The sequence below is a fragment of the Streptomyces sp. NBC_00435 genome (genome assembly GCF_036014235.1).
Taxonomy (GTDB): Bacteria; Actinomycetota; Actinomycetes; order Streptomycetales; family Streptomycetaceae; genus Streptomyces.
Map to the genome: position 1 here is coordinate 1,152,176 of NZ_CP107924.1, position 24,837 is coordinate 1,177,012.

Consider the following 24,837-nt stretch of genomic DNA (forward strand, 5'->3'; position numbering starts at 1 on the left):
TCAAGGAACCGATCATCGAATTCCACCCCACCGCCACCATCTTTCCCATGCTCGACGAGGACGAACTCCAGGCGCTCGCTGAGGACATCCGTCAGCTCGGCCAGCTCCAGCCCATCGTCCTGGACAGCGCAGGACGCCTTCTCGACGGACGAAATCGCCTCAAGGCCTGCGAGCTCATCGGAATCAAGCCGGTCTTCGCCACCTACGACGGCGACGATCCCGACGCGTATGCCCTGTCCGTGAACGCGCGTCGGCGCAACCTGACCAAGGGGCAGCTGGCCATGATCGCGGCCAAGGCCCTTTCAATCACTGAACAGTCGCACCGTTCAGGCGCTGAACAGTCCGCTCGTTCAGTCAGTGAACAAGCAGGGGTGTCCCTCGGCCGGATCGGCCAGGCCAACACCGTCCTACGCCACGCACCCGATCTGGTCGATCCCGTCATCAACGGTGCCATCACCATCGACGAGGCCTACAAGACGGCACGCGAAGCGAAGAACCACGCTGAGTCGGCGGAATCCCAGCTCGCCCGGCTCCGCTCCGAGGACCAGGAACTGGCCGATCGAGTCGTCGAAGGAGAGCTGACCCTGGCCGGCGCCTGGGCGGAGCGGAAAGCCCGCGCGGAAGAAGAAGTACGCCAGCGCAAGGTCGCCACCCAGTTCCTTTGCGAGGTCGTGCCGCCCCTCGCACAGGCGCGCGGCACGAACACCGCTGGCAAGTTCGACCCCGAATTCGTGCTGCCGGGACGGTCCATAACCCAGGAAGTGATCGAGAACGCCATGACCGCCCTGACAGAGATGGCCGCGACCCTGCGGGAGCGTGATCTCGCATGAGTGCCCAGTCCGACGCCCGCCTGTGGCAGATCGTCGAGGAGGCCGCCGCCGCCGTCACCGACGAAACCGGCCGCTTCCGCAAGGGTGACCTCGAAGACGAGCTCCGCACGCGGTTCGCCCACGAAGATCTCGAAGTACATGTCCGGGCCGCGGCTGCCGACAAGCTCGTCCAGGGCCTCGTGCGGGGGTTCGGCGAGCGCCGGAGCCCCAAGCCGCGCCGGCAGTCGGGAATGTTCCACCCCGAAGGCATCCTGAAGCTGGGTAACGGCATCTGGGTCTGGATGGACCGCGCCACCCGCAACGACCTCCTGGAGTGGGGCCGCCTGTCCACCCGGAACCTTGCGCGGGTCGCAACAGCCGAGATCGACCGCCAGCGTTACGTCGCCGAGCGTCTCGATGCATTCCGCGAGCACACCGGCTTCGACTTCCTCGGAGAGCTGGAAAAGACCGTCTTCGGGTACGTCGCGTCGGAGGCGGAGGACCCCTTCGGTGATGACGATCCGCTGCCGGATCCCGAAGGCCTTCTCGATGGCGGCCAGCAGCGATGACCTCCTCCGAGCGTCCGCGCCCATTGGCCCCGCTCCCAGACCATCGCAAGACCGAAGACCCCGCGTGGCAGCGGGCGTGGGCGACCAATGCGTATCTGACGACCCCGCTCCGCGAGCGCGGCATGGTCTGCGATGTCCAGCAAGGTCTCCAGCACGGGCTCGTCTACGCCTATCCGCCCGGCCACGACTCGGTGTTCATCATCGGTCCCGAGGACAGCGGCTGGCTGGTAACCCACCAGGCACCCGCGGAGGACTGGTCCGACTTCTCCGTCGTCTACGACTCCCGCGCTGGGAGCACACCGCCCGCAGGCCCTGATGCAGAGCACGGCCACCAGCTCGCTCCCCTGCTTGCCGCCGTCGACGCTCATGTCGCCCACCGGCTTCGCACGCCAACGGCCCCCATCTCGGCGGTGCCCCGGCAAGTAGGGCCGCCCGCAAGCCGGCCAACGCACACCCGCTGACCAGCTCCGATCGGATGACCATGAACCGACAATCCGGACTAAGTGACGCCGACTGGGCGGACTACCGCGCAGCCGCCCGTGATGACGCACTCGTCCAAAGCGAACTCGCTGATCGCGAAGCCCAGATCGAGAACGGACTCCTCAGCCCCCACGAGGAGTACGACTTCACCTGGGAGCAGGCAACCGACCACACCTGGCCCCGTAGCCTCGACGATCTCGCATACGGGTTCGAGCAGGCCACGCAGAGCATCGTCCTGCTGGACGCGTCCGGCCAGGTACCCAGCGCTTCCCTGCAGCCCTTGCTCTATCAGCAGGTGCGCCGGGCGCAAGAACTCGCCCGTGCCACCAACGCAGTGCTCGACGAGGCAATGAGGCCCAACCAGCTCCCGACGACCCGCGGTATCACCGCGCTCGCTCACCTCGCTTCCGCTGCTGCTCTGAGCGCGGCGGCTGTGCGCAGCCTGACCGAGGCTCTCAGGAGCGAGGTTGAACCTTCCAGCAATTCCCGGCACCACGAGGAATGGCATCTGGTGCTCACCCATGCCGACGCTCGCCAAGACCTACGTCGGGCCGGCGAGGCCATCCGCTCCGCCAAGACCCTGATCACCCCGACTCCGCCTGCCAACGGCCTCAAGCGGACAACCCCAGTCGCGCAACTTCCCACCCCTGGGCCTCCTGCTCGTATCCGGCGCTGACCCAGGACAACCAGTTAGAGAGGCCCCCTTCCGTGCACCACCCCGCCAGCATCCGCATCGGCCTGCACACACCAGGCCCGCTGGACCGAGCCTCCAAGACGTCGCTCCAACCGCTGCTGTGGGGACGCGGGTTCACCTACTCGCCGCGCTACAACGGCTACGTGGCACCGGGGGTACTGCCCGCCGAGCAGCAGGTCCACCTTGTCCATGAAGCCGTACACGCCGTGGCCGCCCTCGGCTATCCGGTAGCGCACTTCCACCATCCAGCGGCCGGCGGATGACGAATCCGGGCAAGGAGCAGCCTCGGGACGCCTCGACCACGTACGGCTCCCTGTCCCAGTTCTCCCAGCAGGTGGCCTCCCGCCTGGGTGCCGGATGGAGCGCAACAGCCCGTCGAAGCCCCTACGCCACAGGGCCAAGGGGCTGGGATCCCGCCGAGAAGCGCTCCTGGGACAGGGCGGAAGGCGTCCTGTGGAGGGCCCTGCGCCGCGCTGAGGATGGCGAGCGGGCCGTGCTCACCCATCCCCACGGCTTTCAGCTTTACCTGATGGAAAGGCCCGGGCGGCCGCGGCAGGTTCTCGTGGGCGGACTGCTCCCCGCCGGCATCAACTCGTACGGCGTGACCGAAGGCCCGGCCGCGATTTGCGTACCGAGGGACTCGGTACGGGCCGCCGCCGTCATGCGCCACCGCAGGTTCCTGTGGCACTACCGGGTTGCCGCTGCGCGAGTGTCGCGGGAGACGCGGTTCGGGGAAGTGAACAGCGTCGTGTTCGGCCGGGACCTCGACGGCACCCCCCTGATCAACGTGCTGTCGCAGCACGCGGCGCGCCTCCTGCTTCAGCACGGCTCACCCTGGCTGCTGGATCCGGAGTCCGGCCTGTGCCGCCCTCGGGGCCCCGCCGGCGACAGCGAGAACCTCGTCCGCTCCGCCGCGACTCTCCTTCGCGCCTACGGCTACGCGATCACGCTCACCTCGGCACATCCCTGGGAGTACGCCTTCCGGCCTCCCACCAAGCCCGTCCCGCCGCCCACACCAGTCCTGCCACCCGGTAGGACCGCCGGTCCGACCCGCTGACCAGACGGCGCCCTTCCCCTCTCGATCCATGCCGCGCCACGAGCGAGCCACCTTCACCTGGAGTCACCCTGGCAACCCGATCCACCATCGCCCGCCCCACGGAGACCGGCTTTACCGGGATCTACGTTCACTGGGATGGATATCCCAGCAACCACCTCCCCCTCCTGCTCGCGGCTCATCAGCACCGTTTCGCCGGTGACACCGAGGCCCTCGCCGCTCACCTCATCGACTCGCCCGCCGTTGGGTGGAACTCGCTCGGGGAGGACCTCCTCGACGGCGCACCCGACGAAGTCCGCCAGCACGTCGTCGGCCCGCACGGCGGCCCCGGGCTCAGCTCGACCATCGACAACATGTTCACCCTCGACGGCAGCCCCGCAGAGCGGATGACGTGCAACGAGGCCGCGGCCGGACAGGGGTGGCTGCAGTGGGCCTACGTCCTGCACCCGCACGGGATCGAGGTCCTCCCACTCTCGGAAACCGTCACGGGATCGGTCGTGGCCTGGGATCAGGACCCTATGACCGTCTTCCCCGATGACGTCCGTGCCTGGCTCCCAGGGCGGCGCACGCCGCCGGCGACCACCGTCCGCAAGCCGGCTCCCGTCAGCACCGCTCCCGTCAAGTCCGTACGACGGTGACACGCGATAGCGGCAGCGGCTCCTCCCAAGCCACCGCCAGGGACGAAGCACAACCGGAGGCCAATCCGCCGCCGGGGCCTGCAGACCTTCGCCGACAGGCCAGCCTGGAAGCCGGACCGTACCTCGCCGGCCTGGAGCTCCCAGATCCGGGCCGCGCGGTCCGGGCCTGGGCTGAGCAGGTCGCGCAGGCCCCCTCAGCGGAGGCACTCCACCTCCTTATGGAAGGCGCCACCGGAGCGGACGGTGCGCTGCTCGGCCTGCGCGACCTTCTTCGAGGCGCCGCTACGTGGTGCCAGGAGCACGAAGAGCCGGCCCTCGCCCGGCGCTACGCGCACACCAGCGATCTCTTCGATGTCGCAGACCGGCTGCTCTACCAGCTGGGCGTCGACCTCCTCGCTGCCGCACGCGAGGCCCGCACCACCTTCTAGCCGTCCCGCGCAGCGCCATCGGTCCGCGAGCAGGCGTTGGCTCCCCACGATGAAAGGCCCCTTGAGCCCTTGGAATCTCCGCACCTGCATCTCGGCTGGCATCCCGAGTACGGCTTCGTCGCCGCGTCCACCCCACGTCTGACCGACCATCTACGCGACTGGGCCCTCGAACGTGTCCAGTTTGAACCCGTCCCGGGCACCAATCTGCACCGTCTCACCGAGCCTGGTCAGGACGGCCAGCGCCGGGCGCGTCAGGCCGTGACCGCGATCCGGAGCCTGGGCCTCGTTGTCCAGGCGGACTTCACCCTTGATCCGGAGCTCAGTGCCGACCCGCCGCGGCCCACCCTGCGCCACGGTCTCGCCGAGCGCCAGGCCCGCATCGCCGGCGCAGCCACGGCCCGGTCGCCTCAGCGCGCAGCATCCCTCACCAGCACCGTGGCCCCGACTCCCAGGCCGGCACCCGTCGCCGCACCGACAGGCACCGTCACCGGCACAGCACGAAGTCGATAGCCCTGGAAGCTCCGGGCCCGCCTCGCCCTCGCCCAACACCCCACCGCTTTCCTGCCATCACCGATAGGAGATCCGCCTTGCCCGAGACCCCAGCAGAGCCGTTCATGACGATCCGGCACACCATCACCGGCGAGATCACCACCACTGGCTACAACGCCGCCGCCCGGCGGATCCTGCTCCAGGACGGCTTCGAGGAGGCGCCCGGCTGCGCCTGCCGAGCAACGGAGTCCGGTACGGAGCGGGCGCACGGGCCCGCTGGGCAGCCGGCGAGCTGCTCGTCGCCGACCATCCCCTGCACCTGGACCGAGCCCCCGGTCGACCGGTGAGCTCCGCAGGTACGCCCCGGTTGGCCCGGGCGCCGAGGTCGACACAGTCCGTGATCCGCTCCCAGAGCGGCCGACCTCTCCAGCACATCACCAACCCCGCTCGCACGCCCCCCTGTTGAAAGGAGGCAGCTTTGACCACGCCCGGAACGCCTACGAGTCCAGCGCGCACCAAGGGCGGCGAACTACGGGCCAAGGTGGCCCGACTGCTGGCCGACCGGCCTGCGGATAGGCTCACCATCGGGGACATGGCCCGGCAGCTGGGCCATTCCCACGGCGCCGTCCGCAACGCCGCCCTCACCCTGGTACGACGCGGTGAGGCCGACCAAAGCGGTACCGGGCAACCGGAGTTCCGCGCGAACGCGAAGACCGTCGCAGCCGCGCAGGCCGCTGTGATCAGCCCACCGGGCACCCACTCTCCCCGCGCCCAGGCGGCCACGGCACGCACGACCACTCCCGCGGCGGCCACGCCCAGGCAGACCGGGCCGATCCGCCGCGCGGGGGGCCAGCTCTACCACCCCCGGGAACTGGCCGATCTGCCCGACGTCGAGGCGCTGAATCGCCTGCGCGACGCCGACGTGCCGGTGCTGCTCTACGGCCCTCCGGGCACCGGCAAGACGAGTCTGGTCGAGGCGGCCTTCCCGGACCTGCTCACCGTCGCCGGCGACGGCGACACCACGGTCGGAGACCTGATCGGCGAGTACACGCAAGCCGACGCGGGGGGCTACGTCTTCCAGTACGGTCCGCTGGTCACCGCGATGACCGAGGGCCGCGCCCTACTGATCGACGATGCCACCCTGATCTCCCCGAAGGTCCTGGCGGCGCTGTATCCCGCGATGGACGGCCGCCGACAGATCCAGGTCAAGGCCCACAAGGGCGAGACCATCACGGCCGAGCCCGGCTTCTACGTGGTCGCGGGCCACAACCCCGGCGTTCACGGCTCGGTGTTGACGGAGGCGCTGTCGTCCCGGTTCAGCGTGCAGATCCAGATCGGCACGGACTACGACCTCGCCCGGGCGCTGAAGATCGACGCCCGGGTGGTCCGGGTCGCCCGACACCTCGCCCGCCAAGTCGAACTCGGCGAGCTGGGCTGGGCCCCTCAACTGCGTGAGCTGCTCAGCTACCAGAAGACCGAGGCCGTCCTCGGCACCAACGCCGCTCTCGCGAACCTGGTCGGAATCGCTCCACTGGAGGATCGCGACGCCGTCGCCGACGCCGTCATCAAGGCTGTCGGCGTCAAGAAGATCGCGCCCCTCACCCTCGGCAAGCAGCTCCCCGCCTCGGCCCTCCGGCAGCCACCGGGCAGCACCGCCTCCGCACACGGGGGCCGTTCGCGATGAGCGCCCACCAACACGTCCAGTCCACCGCCACCACGCCGGACCACGACGCCGAGATCGCGCGATGGGACGACGACGGCGCCCCGCCCGCGCAACCCCGCACCTCCCCGGACGCGTGGCTGCGCGTGGGAGCCGAACTCGGGGACCGGCTGGTCGCCCTCTCCGGCCGCCAAGATCTCCTCGTCACCTGCCGCCCCGGCACGCGCAGCGGCGCACCGGCTGCATTCTTCCCCACTCTGGGCGAGGTCGAGTTCGATGCCGGCCTGTTCGCCCCGCTCCGGCCCCACGAGATCCATCCGCGGATCGTGGGCGACGAGGAGCGGTATCCCGCCGCCTGGGGAGTGTTCGTCCACGAGGCCGCGCACGCGGCCCACTCCGTCTGGACACCACCTGCCGGAGCGGACCCCCGTGTCGTGGAGGCCGCGTTCCTGCTGGAGGAGAGCCGCGCCGAAGGCGCACACCTGACCAGGCGGCCCACGGACCGCACCTACCTGCGCAGCAGTGCCCGAACCCTGGTCATGCCCGACATCGCCCACCCCACCCTCCAGGGCATCGAGCACGCCGCATCCGTGGCGGCCCTGATCCTCGGCCGCCGCGACGTCGGCATCCTCGACGCCGGCGAGACCCGGGCCGTCGCCGACCTGTGCGAGAAGGTGCTGGGCGCAGACCTGCTGGCCACCCTCACCCGCATCTGGACCGCAGCCCACCAGTGCGCTGACCACGACGCCACGACCATGCTCGCGCACGCCCAGGAATGGTGTGACGCTCTGGACACCGCGGCCCCCGCCCTGCCCGTGCCGGAGAACCTCACCGATCTGCTGTCCGGTGCCGTGGGGGTCGTCATGGACAGCACGGCCGCCACCGACGCCGCCGACCTCGCGGAACAGGCAGCAGCGAACAACGCCATGGCCGCGAAGTCCCAGGCGCAGGCCCAGGACCGCGCCCAGCGGGCCGGCCAGCGGCGCCAAGCAGCCGCCACCGCCAAGTCGGTCTTCAACGCCCGCGGCACCACCGTCAATCCCGACGGCACACCGGCGCCCTACAGCAACCCGGTCACCGGCACGCGCAGGCCCACCGCCGCCGAGCAGAGTGCCGCCTCGCGCCTGAGCCGTGCCCTGCGTGCCGCCGCCTACCGCGAGCGGACCGAGGAGCGGACCACCAGCCCCACCCCGCCCGGCCGCCTCAACATGCGCGCGGCCCTCGCCCGCGACGCTCAGCGCGCGGCCGGGTCGGTCCCCACCGCGGAACCGTTCACCCACACCCGCCGCCGGAACTCCCCCACCCCGCCACTGCGGGTGGGGATCGCGGTGGACGTCTCCGGCTCCATGCGGGCCGCCTGCGCGCCCGTCGCGTCCGCCGCCTGGATCGTGGCACGCGCAGCAGCCTTGACCGACCCCGACTCCCTTACCGCCACCATCGCCTACGACAGGCACCTGACCGCGTTGACCCGGCCCACCCACCGGGCACCGGAGCGCGTGACGACGTTCAATGCCAACGGCGGCGCCCACAACCTCGGCGACGCCATCGACGCACTCGACCACGGCCTCGAACTCAGCCGCCCCGGCACTGGCCGCCTCCTCGTCATCGTCACGGACGCCCAGTACGGCAGCGACGAAACCACTCAAGCCGTCACCCGCATCAGACAGCTCACGACCGCCGGCTGCGCCGTGCTCCAGCTCACCCTCACCGCGAATTCCCAGCACCTGCCGGGGACCACCTTGCTGCACCTGCCCAAGCCCTCCAGCGCTCCCGCCGCCATCGCTGCGGCGGCCACAGACGCCATCCGCAGGACACGCTGAGACGACGCAGAAGGCGTGAGCGTCCCCACGACCACCGCCAGGCATTCGAGACCACCTCCGTCCGCCGCATGAATCGTGCACCTGATGCACGACCCTCCGCAGCGACGCATGCCACCACCTCAACCGCCAACGAAGGGCACTCGATTTGAAGCCCCAGACCAGCAGCCCGACCTCGAACGTAACGCCCATCAAACGGAATTCCCCGGGGGTTGCGACCCGTTGGAATATCGATCACCCCTGCGGCCACCAGGTCGAGCACGATCTCTCAAACCGCCCTGCCGACAAACGCGCCGGTCTCGCCCGATGGCTCGGCACGAAGGACTGCACAGCCTGCTGGAAGGCCACTCGCGACGGCGACACCGAAAGCCGGGAAGCCTGGCTCGCCGGGAAGCGCGCCGAGGAGCAAGCAGCCGCCGACGAGTGGGCTGCCAAGTTCTCGATGCCCCCGCTGGAAGGGCCCGAGCGGGCTCTGGCGTGGGGTGAGCGCAGCCGACATCAGCTGGTCACCGCCGCGTACGAGGGTCTGGTGGTCGAAGGGTCCTGGGACGAATCCGAGTGGGCCACGCTGGAGGAAGCCGTCCGCGGCATCCGCCGGGCAGGCTGGTGGATCGACCAGCGCGACGCCGAGGGGAGCGACCTCCCCGAGCTCGTCGAAGCCGCCTCCGACACCGACCGCGGCAACGAGAACCCCCACCTGTAGCCGCTTCTATCGCACATTCCGCGAATTCGATAATCCGGGATTCTCCGCACCATTGAAGTAATCCCCACCGCCGCCCCGGCACCCATTCGCGGAAGGACCCGTCCATGCCCGAAGCTGTTCCCCGCCCGCCCTACGCCACGCCCCAGGACGCGCTCACTCCCAACCGGGACATCACCCACGGCCACTTCGCCCCCGGAGACCGAGTCGTCATCATCCACGGCGTGGCGGGGGACAGCCTCTACGGCGACGCCGTCACCGTCGTAGCCCCGTCCTGGCACACCCCCACCGACGAGGACGGCTGGCGGCTGCGCAACCCGCTCGGCGGCCAGCACACCTTCGTCACCGGCCACCCGCGCTACCTCATCCACCTGGACCGGCATTGCCCGGACTGCCTGATCCACATGCGGGCCCTGGAGGAACTCCTCCTGCCCCGCCTCTCCTCAGCAGACGAGAACACCGAGATCGACTGCGGGTGGTACAGCCTGACCGCGCTCGACCAGCTCGTCCACGTCGCCGACGCCAAGCAGGGCCTGTGATCCCCCGCGTACGGCCCCGGCTCTTTCACGTCGAGGACGTCTTCGAGGATGCCCTCGGCCGGCCGGTACTCCACGTCGACGAGCTCACCGACTTCACCGTCGTGGCCCACGGGCCGGCCTTCACCCAGCGGCCGGTGCTGGAGGAGAACGCCCGCATGTGGAGTGCCGAGGACTGGGTCGAGCACCTCCAAGAACCGTTCCACGAGCATCCCTTCACCACCAGCCCGGGGGGTGACCGGCACGCTGTCCTGCATCTGGAGGTCCGGCTCCACCCGCTTGACCGCCCACAGCATCCAGCTGCGTGGGAGCAGATCGCCGAGCGGCTGGCCCAGGCCTCGGGAATCACCGCTCCCGCAGACACCCCAGGATGCCGCTGGGTGGCCTTCCTCGGAGCATCGGGGACCCTGCACATCGTCGCCAACCTCATCCGCGCCGACGGATCGTGGACCGATGTGCCGCACACACTCGCGCGGACCCTCCTTGCCGAGGCACGACGTCTGGAACGCGACTTCGGCCCCCACTCACCTGCGACTGACGGCGCACCTCACGAGCCACCCGTCCACCTCGGAGGGGACACCGACCAGCTGCTCGCAGAGCTGGCCGATCCCGACCGGGGGCTGCTGGCCAGAGCCACCCGAGTGAGCGCCCGCACCTCCGAGGCCCTGTCCTATCGCTTCGGGACCACCAACGACATCAGCACTCGGATCGCGGCCGTCGTCACCCACCTGCGAGCACTGAACGCCGAGGTCACCACCATCGCCACCCTGGCCGGCCCTTCCTGGACCCGTCCGCCCCAACCGCACATGCCCCGCGTACCGCCCGCTCCCACCCAGTCGAGCATTCCCGGCCCGCGGGGACGCTGACCCAACTGGAGCCACCCATAGCCCTGTCCGACCGCGTCGTACACATATCCCGCGATCCGCACTCCGCCGAAGTGATCGCCCGCGGCGGGGACGAGGAAGCCGAAGCAACTCTGCAGCGCGCGAAGTTCATCAATGTGGCCCGCGCCCATGACCGCTATCACCGCCTGCCATACGGCCTCGACGACGAAGAGCAGCTGCACCTCTCCCAACGAGCAGTCGCACTGCTAAAGGCCGCCGGGTACGCCGTTCAGTACGATCCCGATTTCGCCTCACACCAGGTGGCGTTCCACGACCTGACGCTCGGCGGGCAGGTCGCGAACCTCGCTCAGGGAATCCGGGACGCCGAGCACAGCGAGGACGCCACGGCAGCTCTGACCGAGCTTGTGGCTCCCGCAGACGGTGTCCTGCCAGCCACGGTCGAGGTCCTCGAAGCAGCGGCCGAGTTCTTCGCCGGCCTCGGCGCAGACGCCGACCCTCATCACGCCGCACGGATCCGCGGCCTCGCGGAGAAGATCGCGGTGGTCACCAGCGAGATCTCCGCGTATCGCAACGCTCTCGCTGACCGGCACACCGCGCACCCGCTCCGTCCGGCCTGCATCGGAGTCGGGAGCACCGAGCGTGAAGCCTCCGTCGTCTGCTCCTGTCCACCACCGCCTCCCCCGGCTCCCGCAGTACGACGCGGACGCTGAACTCCCCCACCACGCACAAGGTTCCCCATGCCTTCACCCCGCCGGCGCGATGACCTCGCCGCCTTCGCCGTCTCCCTCGCCGCCCGCCTGCCAGGTCCGACCTGGACCAGCACGTACACCCGCCACGCCACGTATCCCGATCAGATCCCGACGACGCACTCGCTGTGGGACATCGGCGCCATCGGATACGCGGCCTCCAACTTCGTCCTCGGCCACCAGGCGGTCCTCAGCCGTGCCGACGGAGCCCGCCTGCTGGTCTTCGACCGGCCCATGCGGCCCCGCCAGTTCATGATCGGCGCCCTGGAACCGGATGCCACTCCGGACGCTTTCCACAAGGTGAAGGAGCCCAACGGCATCACCGTCCCCGCAGACCCGGCCCGCGCGGCCTCGCAGGTCAGCCGCCGACTCGTGCCCCGGTACGAGGCAGCCCTGCAGCAGGTCAGGCGAAACTCGGAGCACCCCGTCCCCCGCCGTCCGGCGCCGCCGCTGCTCACTGGGCGGGTCAGCATGGCTTGGTATCCCGACGGAGCCGTGGGCGCGGTATCAGGAGCGGAGGGCGCCGCCGACGTGCTGTACGGGTCCGGCTTCCAGTTCCATCCGTACGACCGGATGTTCGTGCTGCCGGCCGCGTACGGCGACCGCGAGCAGATCGCCCGCATCCACCTCGCCTCGCAGCGCCTGGACCGTCTGGGCATCGGCGTCGTCGTCCGCCCCCTGCTCACCTCCAACCCCGCACGGCCAGCCACCCTCGGCCCCGGCGCCCCAGTCCGGAGCCGTTGACCTCAACCCCACAGACCCATCCTGAGAGAGGACAGCCCTTCTGAACCACGCTGACGAATTCGGCACCGACCTTGAGATCTACCGGCACTACTCCGACAAGGCCGTCTACGCCGACACCCGCACGGGAGCCCCCGAGCGCCTGCTGAAGCTGCTGGATGCCCAGGGCTTCGAGCGGAACATCCTGCCGCCCCTCTACGTGTGGCACCGACTCCCCGACACCCTCAGCCCTGAAGAGGAACGGCAGCACGCGACCCGCGCCATGGCCGCCGGGACGAAGGCCGGCTACCGGGTCAACATCGCCCCCGAACTCTTCGACGAGGCGACCTACTCCGAGGCCATGACCGCCCGGAATAGCCCAGTGCCGCATCCGCCACGAGGCCTCCCTGCGCCGGGCGCCGCCCCACGCCGGCGTTCCTGACGTCGCTGGAGACCCGATCACCTCAACACCCAGCCCCGTCCTGCCTCCTCCGATCTCCGTCCGGCGCAGACCCCGGCTCGCCTTCCTCCTCATCCGCCGCTACCTGAAGGACTGCGCCTTCGGCAGCGACCACCGCCCCACCCCGAGACCGGCGAAGTCCCCCTTCGGCGCAGGCGGCGGGAGCAGCCGCCGCGCCCCGCGATGCGGTCCCGGGCAGCACCCCGTACACCCCGATGCCTGAAAGGAGGCCGCTTGTTCAACGTCACCGCGCAGGACCTCAACGACGTCCGTGCCACCCTCGCCGCCCTGGCTGCACAACTGGACGGAGGACTACCCGCCGAGGACGCCGCAGCACTGCTGGCACCCGTCTTCGAGATTGACGACGGGCTGCTCTACCAAGTCAGCAATGTCCTGGGAGCGGTCAGCCGGATGGCCAAGCGATCCCACGACGCCGGCGTCGAAGACGCTGACATCTGGCGAGACCTCGCCAACTCCCGCGACGCAGTGTTCCGCCAAGCGGAGAAGCTCCTCGGCACCGAAGCCGAGATCGCCCAATGGCCGGCCTGCGAACCCGCTCCGGCCAAGACCGCCACCGCCTTGCCGCCGCCCCCGCCGGCCCTGCTGACTGGGCGGGGCCGATGAGCCGGCAGTGGAAGGGGTGGGGACCCGGGGCCGAGCTCCCTGAGCAGCACTACCTCATCGAGCCCCGCCACCTGGCCGGCGGCGGCGACATCCGGCACGTCACCGAATACCTCCGTGCCAGCGGATGGGCCGACAGGACGCCCCGCGCCGGTACTCCGGTCGTCTTCGACAGCCCGGACCAGTCCGTCCGGATCGGGTACAACGTCGCCGCCACGCCCCCGGGCTGGACGGTCTCCGGTCGAGCCACCCCGGAACAGGACGCCTGGCATGTGACCCTCACCGCGTACGTTCCCGTCGAGATCATCGCGGGGTTCACCGACGCGCTGACGCAGCCCCGCCCGGCGCACGCCCCGAACGTGTGGGCGCCGTTGGAGGAGCAGAACTGGGCGACCGCCCGCGGGAAGCACTTCACCGCGACCAGCCCGGACGGCGACGCCTGGATCCAGTTCCACCAGAACGGGCCGGGCAAGGCGCACTGGTGGGCCGGCGCCCGAACCGAACACGGACGGGCCTGGGACGCGGTGTTCTCCCAGACCACCCCGATGCATCTGGTCCAGGAGTTCGCCACCGCCCTCGCCGACCCCCAGCCCGTGATGCGGCCACGAGGCCACGTACCGGCCACCGACAGGATCCGCACCACCTCGGTGTCCGTCCTGCCCTCCCATCTCGCCGCCTGGAAGCAGGCGCGCGTCACCGCCGCCCGCTCCGCGACCTGGGCCAGGAACGCGTGGGCCGCCCGCCAGCCGCGCAAGGCCGCACCCCGCGCCCACACCTCCCGGAGCGGTGCCGCAGCCGGCCGCCGTTAACCACCTCACCACAGGACGCACATGCCCGACAGCACCACCGACATCACGCCCGAGCAGCTCCAGGAGGCCGCGAACACACTCCTGAAGCTCACCGCGCATCTGCGATCGGGCCCCGCCCCCGAACAGGCCCTGGACCTGGCTGCCGTCCTCCTCGACGAGGACCACGGAGTCCTCGTCCGCCTCTCCGAAGCCCTCCGCGCGACCTCCCGCTACCTGGTCCAGCAGGCACCCGTCCCATGGAGCCCGCAGGTCGAACACACCGTCCAGTGGCTCACCCTTGCGGCTAACGACATCCAGGACTGGACCATCCTTCACTTCGACGTCAGCCGGCTGCGCAAGACTCCCTTCCGGGGCCAGAGCATCCCGTGAACGAGGACCTGCGAGCCTTCATCGAAGACAAGAAGGGCAAGTTCCACTGCGAGGTCAGCCCCCGCCACCTGGCCGGTGCGGGGGACCCCCGGCACATCACGCACAGCCTGCGCGCGGCGGGCTGGAAGCACGATGGTGACCGCGGTCTCCCGCAGGTCTCCCTGACGAGCCCCGACCGCTCACTGGGTCTCGTCCTCGACCCCTTCTCACCACACCAAGCGTGGTCGGTGGGCAGCGCCCTGATGTTCGTGCCCGACTACTGGCACGCCGGGTTCACCCGCAACACCCCGGTCGAGATCATCGCGGGACTGACCGACTCCCTCATCCGACCAGCCCCCGCCCACGCTCCACCAGACCTGTGGGAGACGCTGGCTGCCGCCGGATGGAACGCCAGCGACGGTCGCCACGGGCGCGAGGCCTCAGCACCCGGCCAGGGACTGAAGATCCAACAGTTCGGGTCGGACAGCCGGGGCGACGACCGCTTCTGGTGGAGGATCCAGGCCGTCGAGGAGACCTACGGCGGCGGGGTCGACACGGTCTGGTCTGCCGCCCTCGACCAAACCACCCCTACGCACGTCATGGCCGGCCTGATCGACGAGCTCGCCAACCCGGCTGCCCTGCTCCGAGGTTCACACGACCAAGGCGCCCACTACCGAGCGACTGAGGGCGCCGTCTTCGCCGCCGGGCCCAAGATCGTGGAAGCCCACAGCGCACGCCTGGACGCGGCGCGCGCCGGGGCCCGAGCGCTCGCCCGAGCAGCCAAGCTGCCATCCGCCCGTCCACACTCGCCCGCTCCGGCCGCACCTGCCGCACCTGCCGCGGCGACGGGCCGCAGCCGGTAGCTGATCCCGGAGGGTGGCTCGGCACCCCGTGCCCGCCCTCCGGGAACCCCACTCCCCTGCCGTTCGAAGGACACCCCTCCCCTTGGCCTTGTCCCCCACCGATCTCCACCGGCTACGCCTCCAGCAACTGGCCGTGTACGTACGCGACAGTCGCGCCCACCTCGAACCAGTGGACAACCCCGGCGACGGAACCGAAGAACCACCGATCGCGAGTACCGCAGCGCACGCGGCCACGTGGCGGGCGTTCCGGAAGATCTCCTACAGCACCGGGCAGCTGGTCACCGTCGCCGAGATCCAGGCCACGCGGCTGCCAGCGGATGTCCTGCCTGCTTCCTGGGCCGACGTCTGCGCGGGCCTGCGCGACGCAGCCCGCCGCCTGGAGGAACTCCAGGCCCAGTGGCTGGTGGACCGCGAGGAGATCCTCGCCCGCGACACCGATACGCGGGCCGAGTACGAGGCGGTCCTGCAACGCCGCAACCATGCCGCCTGGCCGTACCTGTCTCTCTGGTCCCGCAATGCAGAAACGATCCTTCAGCTCGACGTCCTCGCGCGCGGTCTCACCACTCCCCTGGCCCGCATTCCCGGGCTGCCGCCACTTCCCAGCCGCCGTGCCGCGCCTCCGAACCGTCCCTGAACCAACGCTCCTAGGACCTCCGCTTGCCGCCCAACCGACCCGACTCCTCCAACGACTTCACCGACCTGGCCTTCAAGGTGCTGCTCGGCGCCCTGGCCGTGGCCATCCCCTGGGCCAACCTCGCCTGGCTGGGCGCCAACAGCACCACCTGGCTGGCCAGTGCAGGCGCTTGGGCCCCGTACGACCCGGCCAACGCTCTCCTCCACCCGGAACGGCTGTGGCCCACCACCGGCAGCACCGCCCTGGTGATCGGCCGCCTCATCGTCCCCGGGGTCCTCCTGGCCACGATCGCACTCGTCGCACTCAGCCTGTGGAAGAAGCGCGCCAGCGGGGGGACGAAGAAGAAGGTCGTGGGGATGGCCAAGGCCCGCGACATCGAACCACTGCTGGCCAAGTCCCTCAACGGCAAGGCCCGATCACTGCGCCCCAGCCTGAAGGAGGTCAAGAACCTCGCACCCAAGGACACCGGGATCCTCCTCGGCAACATCGCCGGGAGCCGTACCGAGGTCCGGATGAACTTCGAAGACGTGGCCGTCGCGATCATGGCACCCCGGTCGGGCAAGACGACCACCCTCGCCATCCCCATGATCCTGTCCGCCCCCGGCCCGGTCCTCCTGACCTCGAACAAGGCCGCTGGCGACGCCTACACCTGTTGCCTCGACGCCCGCGGCGCGGTGGGCCGGACCTGGTCGATGGACCCGCAGCAGATCGCCCACGCGGAGCAGGCCATGTGGTGGAATCCGCTCGCCGACGCCGACAGCCTCGAAGGGGCCGGCCGCCTCGCCGGCCACTTCCTAACCGCCGCCGTCGATGCCAGCCAGCAGGGCGACTTCTGGTCCAAGGCCGCCAGCAACGTCCTCTCGCAGCTCTTCCTCGCAGCCGCACTCGACGAGCGCCCCATCACCGACGTCATGAGCTGGCTCGCGTTCCCCGCCGACCGCACCCCGCTCGACCTGTTGCGCGACCACGGCTTCACCGCCGTCGCCTCCCAGCTCAAGGGAACCGTGGAAGGGCCGCCGGAGACACGGGACGGCATCTTCGAAACCAGCAGGCAGTACGCCGCGTGCCTCCTCAACGCGGACATCGCGAAGTGGGTCACCCCGCAGAAGGACGCAGACGAGTTCAAGCCCCGCGACTTCGTGACCAGCACCGACACCTTGTTCCTCCTGAGCAAGGACGGCGGCGGCGGCGCCTCTGCCCTCATCGCGGCCTGCGCGGACTCCGTCATGCGCACCGCGACGGCCCAGGCCGAGCGCGCCGACGGGCGCCTCGACCCACCCATGATCTGCGTCCTCGACGAGGCCGCAAACGTGTGCAAAATCTCGGACTTGCCCGACCTGTACTCCCACCTCGGCAGCCGCGGCATCATCCCGATCACGATCCTGCAGTCCTACAGGCAGGGGCAGCGCGTCTGGGGTGACGCCGGCATGGACGCCATGTGGAGTGCCTCCACCATCAAGGTCATCGGCAGCGGCATCGACGACCCCGACTTCGCCGACAAGCTCAGCAGGATGATCGGTGACCACGACGTCGAGACCTCCTCCACCTCGACCTCCGACTCCGGGAAGTCCACCTCCGTCTCCATGCGGCAGGAACGGATCCTGCCGGCCGATGCCATCCGAGCCCTCCCCAAGGGGTCCGGACTCCTCTTCGCCACCGGTATGCGCCCCGCGATGCTCGACATGCGTCCCTGGTACCTGGAGCCCGGCGCCGACGAGCTGTCCGCCGCCTCCGCCCGAGCTTCGAAGGCCATCACCGCCCGAGCCATCGCCAAGCACACGCCCCAGCAAAGCGACTACGGCCCCGCCGCGTAATCACTGCCCCCAAAGAGCTCTCTTGGCCTCATCGAGCACCAGTCGGCCCTCGCGGCAAGATCCGCATCCTTCAGCGCACCCACCCGCTGATCCTCATCGCCGAAGGACCTCGCCCTATGCGGAACATCTCCGTTCCGATCCACGTCGAGCACTCTCACACCGCCGACCACCAGAAGTCCCGCCTAGCCGATACGCCCTCGGCCGTCGACATCGCGAAGGCTCTCGCGAGCCGGATCTCCACGACCTCACCGCCCCCGCCCCACCTCGTGACCGTCAGCTTCGGACTCGTGCGCGGTGCCGAGTCGCGCTACCAATTCCGGTCCTGCGGCGGATCCGCACTCGGCGTCGCCAACGCACTGCACGCCGAGCTGTACGGGCTCCCGGTCGAACAAAGCGTGCTTCCCACCGCGTTGGACGAGCTGCTCCAGGCAACTGGGCACGACGACGACCAAGCGGCCGTGCTCTCCCAGGTAGCCGCGCAGATGGAGATCGCCGCCGTACTCATCGAGCGAGCCCGGCATGCCGCGCATTGGAGGCAGCTACCGGAGGCCCTGTCGGCCCAACTCGCCGCCAGTCAGGCCCTCGCCACCCAGATGGCCACCGGTCTGGCTGGCCTGGCTCCCGGCTTTGCCCAGGCCGGCACGCATTCCGCTGCCACCCCTATTTCTGCCGTCCCCGTACCCGCGGTCACCGCGGTTTGAGCAGTCCGACGCCGCTGAGCCCCGCAAACCGTCCGTCTCGTCCGCCACTGCGTACACACGAACCCGTTCTCCCGAAGGAGCAGTCATCACCGCCCCCGTCCCGGTCAAGGCCTTTTCGGACCTCACCGTGAGCGAGTACCTCAAGCTCTGTGACGACGTCAACGATCCCCTCTACGACCTGGATCAGTTCAGTCACCGATTCTCTGCCCTGCGCGATGGTGCGCGTCGGCTGACCTACCAACTGGGCGATGAGGCACGGGCGAAGACCGCTGCCTTCGCCGGCGCGGCCGAGCTCCTGGCGGAGGAAACCGGCGCCGTTCTTGCGGCACTCGGCGAACATGCGTCCCTGCCCAACCGCGACGGCCAGGGCGGATTCCTCGACCGTGCCGCTCAGCTCCGCCACACCTGCCGCGCAGCACACCACGCCTTCGCTGAAGCGTCCCATGCCAGTCACACCACGGGCCCCGAGACCGCCCGGGCGGAGGCGGAGTACCTGGTCGCATGGCACATCGCAACGGGCTCCAACCTCCTCGATCGCGCCGCCACCGACAGCACGAACCTCGCCGAGGACATCTCCTGGCGCCTGGACGTGGCTGATCAGAAGCTCGCCCTGCGAGATGCCGCTCGTGCCGGAAGAGACCGTGGAGCCGCCGTCGGCACGACCGCCGCAAAGGCACCCGGCAAGCCCACACCGCGCACCCGGTAGCGCCCGCCCAGCATCCCCGATCTGCCCCCAGCCCCGCACCGCTTGGGCTCCAGCGCACTCACCTCCCCTAGGACCCTTCTTCTTGGACAACACCTCATCCGAGGCATCGCGCACGATCACGCGGCTTCGCTCGCTGTCCGCCGACTTCGGCGCCCTTGGTGAACTCCTCTCTGGAGAACGCCCCGTCGCCGGGTACAGCTCCCTGCCCAAGCTCACCTCCTGGTACGCCACGGCCCAGGGTCAGTCCGCCGCAGCCCTCACGCTGCTCCTGACATCCGCCGAGCAGGCGTACGCGCACACCACGGTCTCCGGTCACCACGCGGTGGGGTCCCTCGGACAGCTCGTCAAGATCTCCTCCGACATCACCGCTCACGTCATGGCCGCGGTCGCGGTGGCGGCCGAGTACCACCGTGTCGACGGCCTGCCGGACCCGCCCAACGGCCAGATGACCAGTCGGCCGTCCGTCCGCCGCAGCGACCTCGACGAGCACCTGGACCGCGCCGTCGAGCTGATCCGGCCTGCCCGTGCCGCCTGCCACAACGCCGCCACGTTCACCGAGACCGCGGCCCTGCGCGAAGCGAGCCGTCCTCCCGCCCCCGCCGAGCCCGCGGAGCCGGGGCGCAGCCCCTTCTACATTCCGCAGCACCCTTCCGATTCCGCCTCGGTCACGCTGACCGCCATCCAGCACCGGGCCCTGCACCTCATCCACACGAGCACCGTCAAGTACAGCCGGTGGCCCCGCAAGCGGCCCGTCGTGGACAGCGGTTCCCCGGAGCGCATCACCGCCCGGTCCGTAGATGCCCTCGAGGACAAGCGGCTGGTGGCGAGGGACTTCAGAACCGGACTGCACGCGGGTCAGCGTCTCCACCTCACCTCGGACGGGCTCCAGGTTCTCCGCCGCCTCGGCCCGGCTCCGGAGCCGGCTGTTCCCGCCCGCCCCCACCACCCGGGCCCCGCCCCTGTCCGCTGACGCAGCCTCCTCCCGGTGGCCCAAGTGCTTCCGGGAGGGGGCCCTGAGAAGGCCTCACCCTCATGACCGACGACGCACTGTTCTCCCTGCCTGGCCTGCCCTCATCCCCCGCACCGAAGACTCGGGGCCGTCCCGGGCCGCCATCGGCTCCACCCTCACCTGACCCTCCGCCTCCCGCAACGCCGCTCACACTGGGCCCACCCAGCCCTGATGTACCACCCGCGCCGCAGACCCCGGTGCCGGCCGTTGCCGATCCGCCCTCGCCGGTCTTGCGGCTGCTCGCTCTCGCCGACCAGTTCACCCAGTTCAACGACCAGCTCGCCCGTCTCCAGCCGGCCTACGCCGCCGCTCAGGGCCACTCCTCGGCGAACAGCCTGGTGAGCGCGTGCCGGGAGGCCGTCCAGGCCATCGTCGAACAGCCCATGTACGCGGGCGTGGCCCTGACCGAAGCAACGGTCCGGATCAAGCAGCTGGCCGTTCTGACCGGACAGGCGGTCCGGCACCTCGCCGATGCCAAGGCACTCCTCGCCGCCGCTCCTCCACCATCGGACACGCCCACCAGGAGCGGCGACATTGCGCGTCGGATCGAACTGGCGCGCGAGTTGACGCTCCTGGCGCCAGTCGCAGCCGTGGAGTCCGCGAGCACCCTCGCCGCAGAGTTCCAACGCCGCCGAGCCGCGACGGCCACCGGGGCCGACGCGCTGGCCCCTTCCCAGCGGACCGCCCTGCACGCCACGGCCCGAGGACACGTCGTCATCGCCCGGCACCAGGGACGCGAGTCCGTCCACAGCCGCAGCAACTCCGTGCACATCGACACCCTGCGCGCTCTCGAACAAGCCGGGCTCGTCGCCGTCGAGCCCGGGTCCGCACCGCCCGCCTTCGACGCAGGCCCCCCGCGCGACCGGGTCCGCCTCACCCTCACCGGAGCGATGGCCCTGACGGCCGCCCTCGGCCGCAGCCCCCGCATCCAGGCCCTCACAGCCCCGACGGCCCGTCCCGCCCACACCACGACCGCCGTGCCGGCAAAGGGCCGCTGAACGCCGCACTCCCCGCCGTACACCCACAAGGGGTACGGCATCACCCACCAGGAGCCTCCATCCCCACCACCCCCGGATCGACAGCCACACGGACAGTCGAGCAAATCAACATCCTCGCCGAGGAGTTCACGGTCCTGCACGCGAGCCTCCGCGTACACCGCGCCTTCACTGGCGACCCGTCTATCCCGCAGCTGGCCGCCGCCCACCGCACGGCCCAGGGGCTCGCGGTCACAGCTCTGGGCCTCCTCCAGGGCCTGGCCGAGGAGCCCTACACCCGCAGCACCGACGGACAGGAAGCGTTGGCCGACCTCGGTCGGCTCGCCAATGCCGCCGCCGAGGCCACCGTGTCCATCATCAGCGCGGCGTCCCTGGCGGCGGAGGCCCACCAGAACGGCCTTGACTCCCTGCCGTCCTGGAAGACAGCCCTTCTGCGAAAGCACCTGGACACCGCTGTTGCGACGGTCAAGCACACCGTGGGTATCTGCCGGTCCGCCGTCACCTTCACCCTGAGAGCGGCCACGCACGTCAAGGCCGAGGGCAGGCCGGCCGACGCTGAAGCCGCCGCTGCGGGGCGGACCGCCTCGGGCGCGCCGGCCGTGGCCTTACTCCCGGCCCAGCAGCATGCGCTGCGCACCATCCACGAGGCTGCGGTGACGCTCTCACAGGTGCCGCGCGAGCATCCTGCCGCCGAAGAGTCCGGTCCCGAATCCGTGGCCGGTCGGTGGCCGTCGCGATCCCGCAGCAGTGCGGCACTCCCGGGAGCGGGATCGGTCTGCTCCCGGGAAGCATCACGCCCGAGGCCATCGACCAGCTCGTGGAGCTGGGCCTGGTCAGGCGCGACACCCGGACCAGCCTGTTCGTAGGCCAGCGCCTCCACACCACCCCGGCGGGCCGCCGCACCCTCGACCGCCTCGGACCCCCGCCCGTTCCACGGCTCCCTCCCCCGCCGGCCAGCAGCCGCCCCCACATCCGCTGACCCGGACGGCCTCCCCCATGCTCTCCATCCATCTTGCGCCGTGATCGCCTGCGGCGCCCGCACCACCCTGGATCCCCCTCTCTTGGAAAACCCCCGATACCGAGTGCCCTCCCTGGGCACCGGAGTACACCGCTCCCGCCTGCCGCTCGGCGCTGCCCCGATCGACCACGTCACCCGCGCGCAGCGGGCCGCCGCCGAACTCGACGAGCTTGAAAACGGCGCGGTCAACGGCTACTCGCCCTGGGCCTGCCGCAACGCAGAGGACGCCGCCCAAGACGACTTCGAGCTGACCGCGTGAAGGACCTCGTCGTGGACCTCTTCGCCGGCCCCGGCGGCTGGAGCCACGCGCTGGGAGTTCTCGGCGTCCGCGATGTCGGCCTCGAATGGGACGAGTGGGCCTGCAAGACCAGGGCCGCCGCCGGGCAGTTGACGATCCGCACGGACGTGGCGATGTACCCGGTGTGGCCGTTCACCGGCCGCGTCCGAGGGCTGATCGCCTCGCCGCCCTGCCAGGCCTGGTCCATGGCCGGCAAGCGCCTCGGCCTAGTTGACCAGCCGCTGGTCCACCAGGCTGTCGCCGACCTCGCCGCAGGCCGCGACACCCGGGCGCAGCTGCTGACCGCGTGCAAGGACCCCCGGAGCTTGCTGGCTGCGGAGCCGATGCGCTACCTCCGCGCACTGCACTCGGTGGGCGAACCGGAGTGGATCCTCATGGAGGAGGTCCCTGACGTCCTGCCGTTGTGGAAGCAGTACGCCGCGATCCTGCGGGGCTGGGGCTTCTCCGTCTGGACCGGGCTCCTCAACGCGGCGGACTACGGGGTGCCGCAGACGAGGAGGCGGGCGATCCTGATCGCCTCCCGGGCCCGCGTGGCCGAACCGCCGGCACCGACGCACGCCCAGAGTGCCGAGGCCGAGTCGTTCTTCGGTCCGGGCCGCGAGCGGTGGGTGTCCATGGCGGAGGCGCTCGGCTGGGGTGCCACTGATCGCCCCGTCCCGACGGTCTGCGCAGGCGGCGGGCCAGGCGGAGGACCGGAGCCTTTCCCGTCCGGAGCCCGCAAGACCCTGACCGACGCCCGTGACCGCGGCACCTGGAAGCCCCGCGCTTCGCCTTCCGCGACCAGGCGGACCCGAAGGCGTCCGTCCCGCTCCGACGCATCGGCCTGCACCTGCGGTCGGCACCCCTGGGCCTGGTTGCTGCGGAGCTCCAACCAGGCCAACGCCACCATCCGCGGCATCGACGAGCCGGCCGGGACCTTGTTCTTCGGGCACCGGGCGAACGAGTGCGTGTGGGTCGCCGAGCCTGCAGGGACGGCGTCGGGCGCGGAGGCTGCTGCACCCGAGCCCATCCGGATCACCGCCGCTGAGGCAGGGGCGCTGCAGACCTTCCCCGCGGGCTATCCGTGGGCGGGTACGAAGGGTGCGCAGTTCAGCCAGATCGGGAACGCTGTCCCGCCCCTGCTGGCCGGCCATCTTCTTGCGCCGCACCTCGGCAAAACCCTGTCCCGCTCCGACTTCATCCTGGCCGCCTGATGCCCAACTCGCACACCTCCGAGCCGGAGTTCGGCCTGGCGGACATCCCGCCGAACCCGCCTGTCTACTTCGCCGAGCAGGCCCTTCTCGGCGGCCTTCTCCTCGACCCGCACCGGATCAAGACCCTCAGCCCGCTCGGCCCGGATCACTTCGCGTCCGCCATCCACCGGGCGATCTTCGCGGCGATAGCCGCACTCCCCGCGCCCTCTGCGGACCTCCACGCCAAGGAACCGGTGTGGATCACAGCCGTCCTTGCGCACGCCCGCCCTCACGCGCGCGGGCTGACCCCCAGCTACCTCCACGCTCTGGCCGGGGCCTGCCCCAACCCGGCTCACGCCCCCTCGTACGCGCGGATGGTGCGCTCCGACCACGCCCGGCGGACCGTCCTTCTGCACGCCGGCCTCCTCGTTCAGGCGGCCACCGACTGGGGCCTGCCGGACCCGGCCACCGTGGTACTGAGCCGGGCAGACGCACTCACCACGCTGCTTGATCAGCTGGCCGGCTCCTTCCCCTCCCACCCGGGCTCCCTGCCGCGTACCCCGCCCCCGGCACCACCTGGCCTCCAGGTGGAGCCCGAGGCCGCCAGCGAGGAGCAGTTGCTGCTGTCGACGGCCACCGCGTATCCGGAGGCTCTGGCGTCGATGCGGTGGCTGCGCCCGGAGGACTTCACCACCGAGCTGTACGGCGGCCTGTACCGGTGCCTGACCTCTCTAGCCAGCCGGGGCGAGCCGGTCGACAAGGTGACCGTGCTCTGGGAGGCCCAGCAACACGGTTTGCTGACATCCGCGTTCGGCTCACAGGAAGCCCTGGAGCTGCTGGCCACCCCGGCAGGGACCCCGGAGCACTGGGGCGAGCAGATCCTCCGGCGCTCCCTCCTGCACCGCGCCCACCTCACGGGGCTGCATGTCCAGGCCTTCACCCAGGACTTGAACAATTCCCCGCACCAGGTGATCACGGGCAGCCGCCGGGCGCTCGCCCACCTCTCCGCAGTCCGGGCCCGCTGGCAGCGGGCCACCGGCCGGATGCCAGCGGGACGCCCGCCGGCGCCGCCTGCCCCAGCCTCCCGGGCCGGCCCCTCCCCGCAGCGGACCAGTTCCCCAGGCACCTCATCACGATCCGCCCGATAGCCCACCCAGCCGGGTCCAGCCAGCCACCCGGCGGCCGGACCCGAGAAGCGAGCCTC

Annotated in this window: 30 protein-coding genes; all 30 read left to right on the forward strand. The window is 70.5% G+C overall.

The window, feature by feature from the left end:
• The first annotated feature begins 47 nt into the window (after nucleotides 1-47).
• The 30 genes from OG389_RS05125 (at nucleotide 48) to OG389_RS05270 (ending at nucleotide 24,781) form a co-directional block, all read left to right on the forward strand.
• Nucleotides 48-830, forward strand: coding sequence for a ParB/RepB/Spo0J family partition protein (locus tag OG389_RS05125; protein ID WP_328297266.1), 783 nt, complete (start codon nucleotides 48-50; stop codon nucleotides 828-830).
• The gene (locus OG389_RS05130) at nucleotides 827-1,378 is read left to right on the forward strand and encodes a hypothetical protein (RefSeq protein WP_328297267.1); all 552 of its coding nucleotides are present in this window, start codon (nucleotides 827-829) and stop codon (nucleotides 1,376-1,378) included. The genes OG389_RS05125 and OG389_RS05130 overlap by 4 nt, the downstream gene beginning before the upstream one ends.
• A 475-nt stretch (nucleotides 1,379-1,853) precedes the next feature.
• Nucleotides 1,854-2,534 carry a hypothetical protein gene (locus OG389_RS05135; protein ID WP_328297268.1) on the forward strand — a complete coding sequence of 227 codons (681 nt, stop codon included), beginning with the start codon at nucleotides 1,854-1,856 and terminating at the stop codon, nucleotides 2,532-2,534.
• Nucleotides 2,535-2,566: 32 nt separating this feature from the next.
• A complete protein-coding gene (locus OG389_RS05140) occupies nucleotides 2,567-2,815 on the forward strand; it encodes a hypothetical protein (RefSeq protein WP_328297269.1) in 249 nt (82 codons plus the stop codon).
• Between the two features lie 266 nt (nucleotides 2,816-3,081).
• Complete coding sequence (locus OG389_RS05145; RefSeq protein WP_328297270.1) at nucleotides 3,082-3,609, forward strand: hypothetical protein; 528 nt, start codon at nucleotides 3,082-3,084, stop codon at nucleotides 3,607-3,609.
• A 350-nt stretch (nucleotides 3,610-3,959) separates the two neighbouring features.
• A complete protein-coding gene (locus tag OG389_RS05150) occupies nucleotides 3,960-4,244 on the forward strand; it encodes a hypothetical protein (protein ID WP_328297271.1) in 285 nt (94 codons plus the stop codon).
• Nucleotides 4,245-4,462: 218 nt separating this feature from the next.
• The gene (locus OG389_RS05155; protein ID WP_328297272.1) at nucleotides 4,463-4,672 is read left to right on the forward strand and encodes a hypothetical protein; all 210 of its coding nucleotides are present in this window, start codon (nucleotides 4,463-4,465) and stop codon (nucleotides 4,670-4,672) included.
• 614 nt (nucleotides 4,673-5,286) lie between these two features.
• Nucleotides 5,287-5,508, forward strand: a complete 222-nt coding sequence (locus OG389_RS05160; protein WP_328303529.1) for a hypothetical protein — start codon at nucleotides 5,287-5,289, stop codon at nucleotides 5,506-5,508.
• A gap of 194 nt (nucleotides 5,509-5,702) precedes the next feature.
• Nucleotides 5,703-6,845, forward strand: a complete 1,143-nt coding sequence (locus OG389_RS05165) for an AAA family ATPase (protein ID WP_328303531.1) — start codon at nucleotides 5,703-5,705, stop codon at nucleotides 6,843-6,845.
• Nucleotides 6,842-8,641, forward strand: coding sequence for a hypothetical protein (locus OG389_RS05170; RefSeq protein WP_328297273.1), 1,800 nt, complete (start codon nucleotides 6,842-6,844; stop codon nucleotides 8,639-8,641). Before OG389_RS05165 ends, OG389_RS05170 begins: the two co-directional genes overlap by 4 nt.
• Nucleotides 8,642-8,867: 226 nt before the next feature.
• Complete coding sequence (locus OG389_RS05175; protein ID WP_328303533.1) at nucleotides 8,868-9,341, forward strand: hypothetical protein; 474 nt, start codon at nucleotides 8,868-8,870, stop codon at nucleotides 9,339-9,341.
• A gap of 104 nt (nucleotides 9,342-9,445) precedes the next feature.
• Nucleotides 9,446-9,877 carry a hypothetical protein gene (locus tag OG389_RS05180; protein ID WP_267039834.1) on the forward strand — a complete coding sequence of 144 codons (432 nt, stop codon included), beginning with the start codon at nucleotides 9,446-9,448 and terminating at the stop codon, nucleotides 9,875-9,877.
• Nucleotides 9,874-10,740, forward strand: coding sequence for a hypothetical protein (locus OG389_RS05185; RefSeq protein ID WP_328297274.1), 867 nt, complete (start codon nucleotides 9,874-9,876; stop codon nucleotides 10,738-10,740). The genes OG389_RS05180 and OG389_RS05185 overlap by 4 nt, the downstream gene beginning before the upstream one ends.
• A 71-nt stretch (nucleotides 10,741-10,811) precedes the next feature.
• On the forward strand, nucleotides 10,812-11,429 hold the full coding sequence (locus OG389_RS05190; protein WP_328297275.1) for a hypothetical protein: 618 nt from the start codon (nucleotides 10,812-10,814) through the stop codon (nucleotides 11,427-11,429).
• Nucleotides 11,430-11,456: 27 nt separating this feature from the next.
• Nucleotides 11,457-12,209: a hypothetical protein gene (locus OG389_RS05195; RefSeq protein WP_328297276.1), complete on the forward strand. Its 753-nt coding sequence runs from the start codon at nucleotides 11,457-11,459 to the stop codon at nucleotides 12,207-12,209.
• Nucleotides 12,210-12,405: 196 nt separating this feature from the next.
• Nucleotides 12,406-12,627, forward strand: a complete 222-nt coding sequence (locus OG389_RS05200) for a hypothetical protein (RefSeq protein WP_328297277.1) — start codon at nucleotides 12,406-12,408, stop codon at nucleotides 12,625-12,627.
• Between the two features lie 252 nt (nucleotides 12,628-12,879).
• Nucleotides 12,880-13,269 carry a hypothetical protein gene (locus OG389_RS05205; RefSeq protein WP_328297278.1) on the forward strand — a complete coding sequence of 130 codons (390 nt, stop codon included), beginning with the start codon at nucleotides 12,880-12,882 and terminating at the stop codon, nucleotides 13,267-13,269.
• Nucleotides 13,266-14,075, forward strand: a complete 810-nt coding sequence (locus OG389_RS05210; protein ID WP_328297279.1) for a DUF317 domain-containing protein — start codon at nucleotides 13,266-13,268, stop codon at nucleotides 14,073-14,075. The genes OG389_RS05205 and OG389_RS05210 overlap by 4 nt, the downstream gene beginning before the upstream one ends.
• 21 nt (nucleotides 14,076-14,096) lie before the next feature.
• On the forward strand, nucleotides 14,097-14,444 hold the full coding sequence (locus tag OG389_RS05215) for a hypothetical protein (RefSeq protein WP_327251020.1): 348 nt from the start codon (nucleotides 14,097-14,099) through the stop codon (nucleotides 14,442-14,444).
• Nucleotides 14,441-15,286: a DUF317 domain-containing protein gene (locus tag OG389_RS05220; protein ID WP_328297280.1), complete on the forward strand. Its 846-nt coding sequence runs from the start codon at nucleotides 14,441-14,443 to the stop codon at nucleotides 15,284-15,286. The genes OG389_RS05215 and OG389_RS05220 overlap by 4 nt, the downstream gene beginning before the upstream one ends.
• 82 nt (nucleotides 15,287-15,368) lie before the next feature.
• Nucleotides 15,369-15,920 (forward strand): hypothetical protein, encoded by a 552-nt coding sequence (locus tag OG389_RS05225; protein WP_328297281.1) that lies wholly within the window; start codon nucleotides 15,369-15,371, stop codon nucleotides 15,918-15,920.
• Nucleotides 15,921-15,943: 23 nt separating this feature from the next.
• Entirely contained in the window at nucleotides 15,944-17,734 is a 1,791-nt protein-coding gene (locus OG389_RS05230; protein WP_328297282.1) for a type IV secretory system conjugative DNA transfer family protein, read from the forward strand.
• Between the two features lie 116 nt (nucleotides 17,735-17,850).
• The gene (locus tag OG389_RS05235; RefSeq protein ID WP_328297283.1) at nucleotides 17,851-18,435 is read left to right on the forward strand and encodes a hypothetical protein; all 585 of its coding nucleotides are present in this window, start codon (nucleotides 17,851-17,853) and stop codon (nucleotides 18,433-18,435) included.
• A gap of 127 nt (nucleotides 18,436-18,562) precedes the next feature.
• The gene (locus OG389_RS05240) at nucleotides 18,563-19,141 is read left to right on the forward strand and encodes a hypothetical protein (protein ID WP_328297284.1); all 579 of its coding nucleotides are present in this window, start codon (nucleotides 18,563-18,565) and stop codon (nucleotides 19,139-19,141) included.
• A gap of 82 nt (nucleotides 19,142-19,223) precedes the next feature.
• Nucleotides 19,224-20,111: a hypothetical protein gene (locus OG389_RS05245; protein ID WP_328297285.1), complete on the forward strand. Its 888-nt coding sequence runs from the start codon at nucleotides 19,224-19,226 to the stop codon at nucleotides 20,109-20,111.
• Nucleotides 20,112-20,380: 269 nt separating this feature from the next.
• The gene (locus OG389_RS05250) at nucleotides 20,381-21,148 is read left to right on the forward strand and encodes a hypothetical protein (RefSeq protein ID WP_328297286.1); all 768 of its coding nucleotides are present in this window, start codon (nucleotides 20,381-20,383) and stop codon (nucleotides 21,146-21,148) included.
• Nucleotides 21,149-21,869: 721 nt separating this feature from the next.
• Nucleotides 21,870-22,124 (forward strand): hypothetical protein, encoded by a 255-nt coding sequence (locus OG389_RS05255; RefSeq protein WP_328297287.1) that lies wholly within the window; start codon nucleotides 21,870-21,872, stop codon nucleotides 22,122-22,124.
• A gap of 82 nt (nucleotides 22,125-22,206) precedes the next feature.
• Nucleotides 22,207-22,422 (forward strand): hypothetical protein, encoded by a 216-nt coding sequence (locus OG389_RS05260; RefSeq protein WP_328297288.1) that lies wholly within the window; start codon nucleotides 22,207-22,209, stop codon nucleotides 22,420-22,422.
• On the forward strand, nucleotides 22,419-23,654 hold the full coding sequence (locus OG389_RS05265) for a DNA cytosine methyltransferase (protein WP_328297289.1): 1,236 nt from the start codon (nucleotides 22,419-22,421) through the stop codon (nucleotides 23,652-23,654). The genes OG389_RS05260 and OG389_RS05265 overlap by 4 nt, the downstream gene beginning before the upstream one ends.
• Nucleotides 23,654-24,781 (forward strand): DnaB-like helicase N-terminal domain-containing protein, encoded by a 1,128-nt coding sequence (locus tag OG389_RS05270; protein WP_328297290.1) that lies wholly within the window; start codon nucleotides 23,654-23,656, stop codon nucleotides 24,779-24,781. Before OG389_RS05265 ends, OG389_RS05270 begins: the two co-directional genes overlap by 1 nt.
• The last annotated feature ends 56 nt before the right edge of the window (nucleotides 24,782-24,837 follow it).

Bases quoted from the DNA above. Each gene is read 5' to 3' on its own strand.
- OG389_RS05125 (WP_328297266.1), top strand. From the start codon at position 48: ATGCTCGACGAGGACGAACTCCAGGCGCTCGCTGAGGACATCCGTCAG.
- OG389_RS05130 (WP_328297267.1), top strand. From the start codon at position 827: ATGAGTGCCCAGTCCGACGCCCGCCTGTGGCAGATCGTCGAGGAGGCC.
- OG389_RS05135 (WP_328297268.1), top strand. From the start codon at position 1,854: ATGACCATGAACCGACAATCCGGACTAAGTGACGCCGACTGGGCGGAC.
- OG389_RS05145 (WP_328297270.1), top strand. From the start codon at position 3,082: ATGGAAAGGCCCGGGCGGCCGCGGCAGGTTCTCGTGGGCGGACTGCTC.
- OG389_RS05150 (WP_328297271.1), top strand. From the start codon at position 3,960: ATGTTCACCCTCGACGGCAGCCCCGCAGAGCGGATGACGTGCAACGAG.
- OG389_RS05155 (WP_328297272.1), top strand. From the start codon at position 4,463: ATGGAAGGCGCCACCGGAGCGGACGGTGCGCTGCTCGGCCTGCGCGAC.
- OG389_RS05160 (WP_328303529.1), top strand. From the start codon at position 5,287: ATGACGATCCGGCACACCATCACCGGCGAGATCACCACCACTGGCTAC.
- OG389_RS05170 (WP_328297273.1), top strand. From the start codon at position 6,842: ATGAGCGCCCACCAACACGTCCAGTCCACCGCCACCACGCCGGACCAC.
- OG389_RS05180 (WP_267039834.1), top strand. From the start codon at position 9,446: ATGCCCGAAGCTGTTCCCCGCCCGCCCTACGCCACGCCCCAGGACGCG.
- OG389_RS05195 (WP_328297276.1), top strand. From the start codon at position 11,457: ATGCCTTCACCCCGCCGGCGCGATGACCTCGCCGCCTTCGCCGTCTCC.
- OG389_RS05210 (WP_328297279.1), top strand. From the start codon at position 13,266: ATGAGCCGGCAGTGGAAGGGGTGGGGACCCGGGGCCGAGCTCCCTGAG.
- OG389_RS05215 (WP_327251020.1), top strand. From the start codon at position 14,097: ATGCCCGACAGCACCACCGACATCACGCCCGAGCAGCTCCAGGAGGCC.
- OG389_RS05235 (WP_328297283.1), top strand. From the start codon at position 17,851: ATGCGGAACATCTCCGTTCCGATCCACGTCGAGCACTCTCACACCGCC.
- OG389_RS05270 (WP_328297290.1), top strand. From the start codon at position 23,654: ATGCCCAACTCGCACACCTCCGAGCCGGAGTTCGGCCTGGCGGACATC.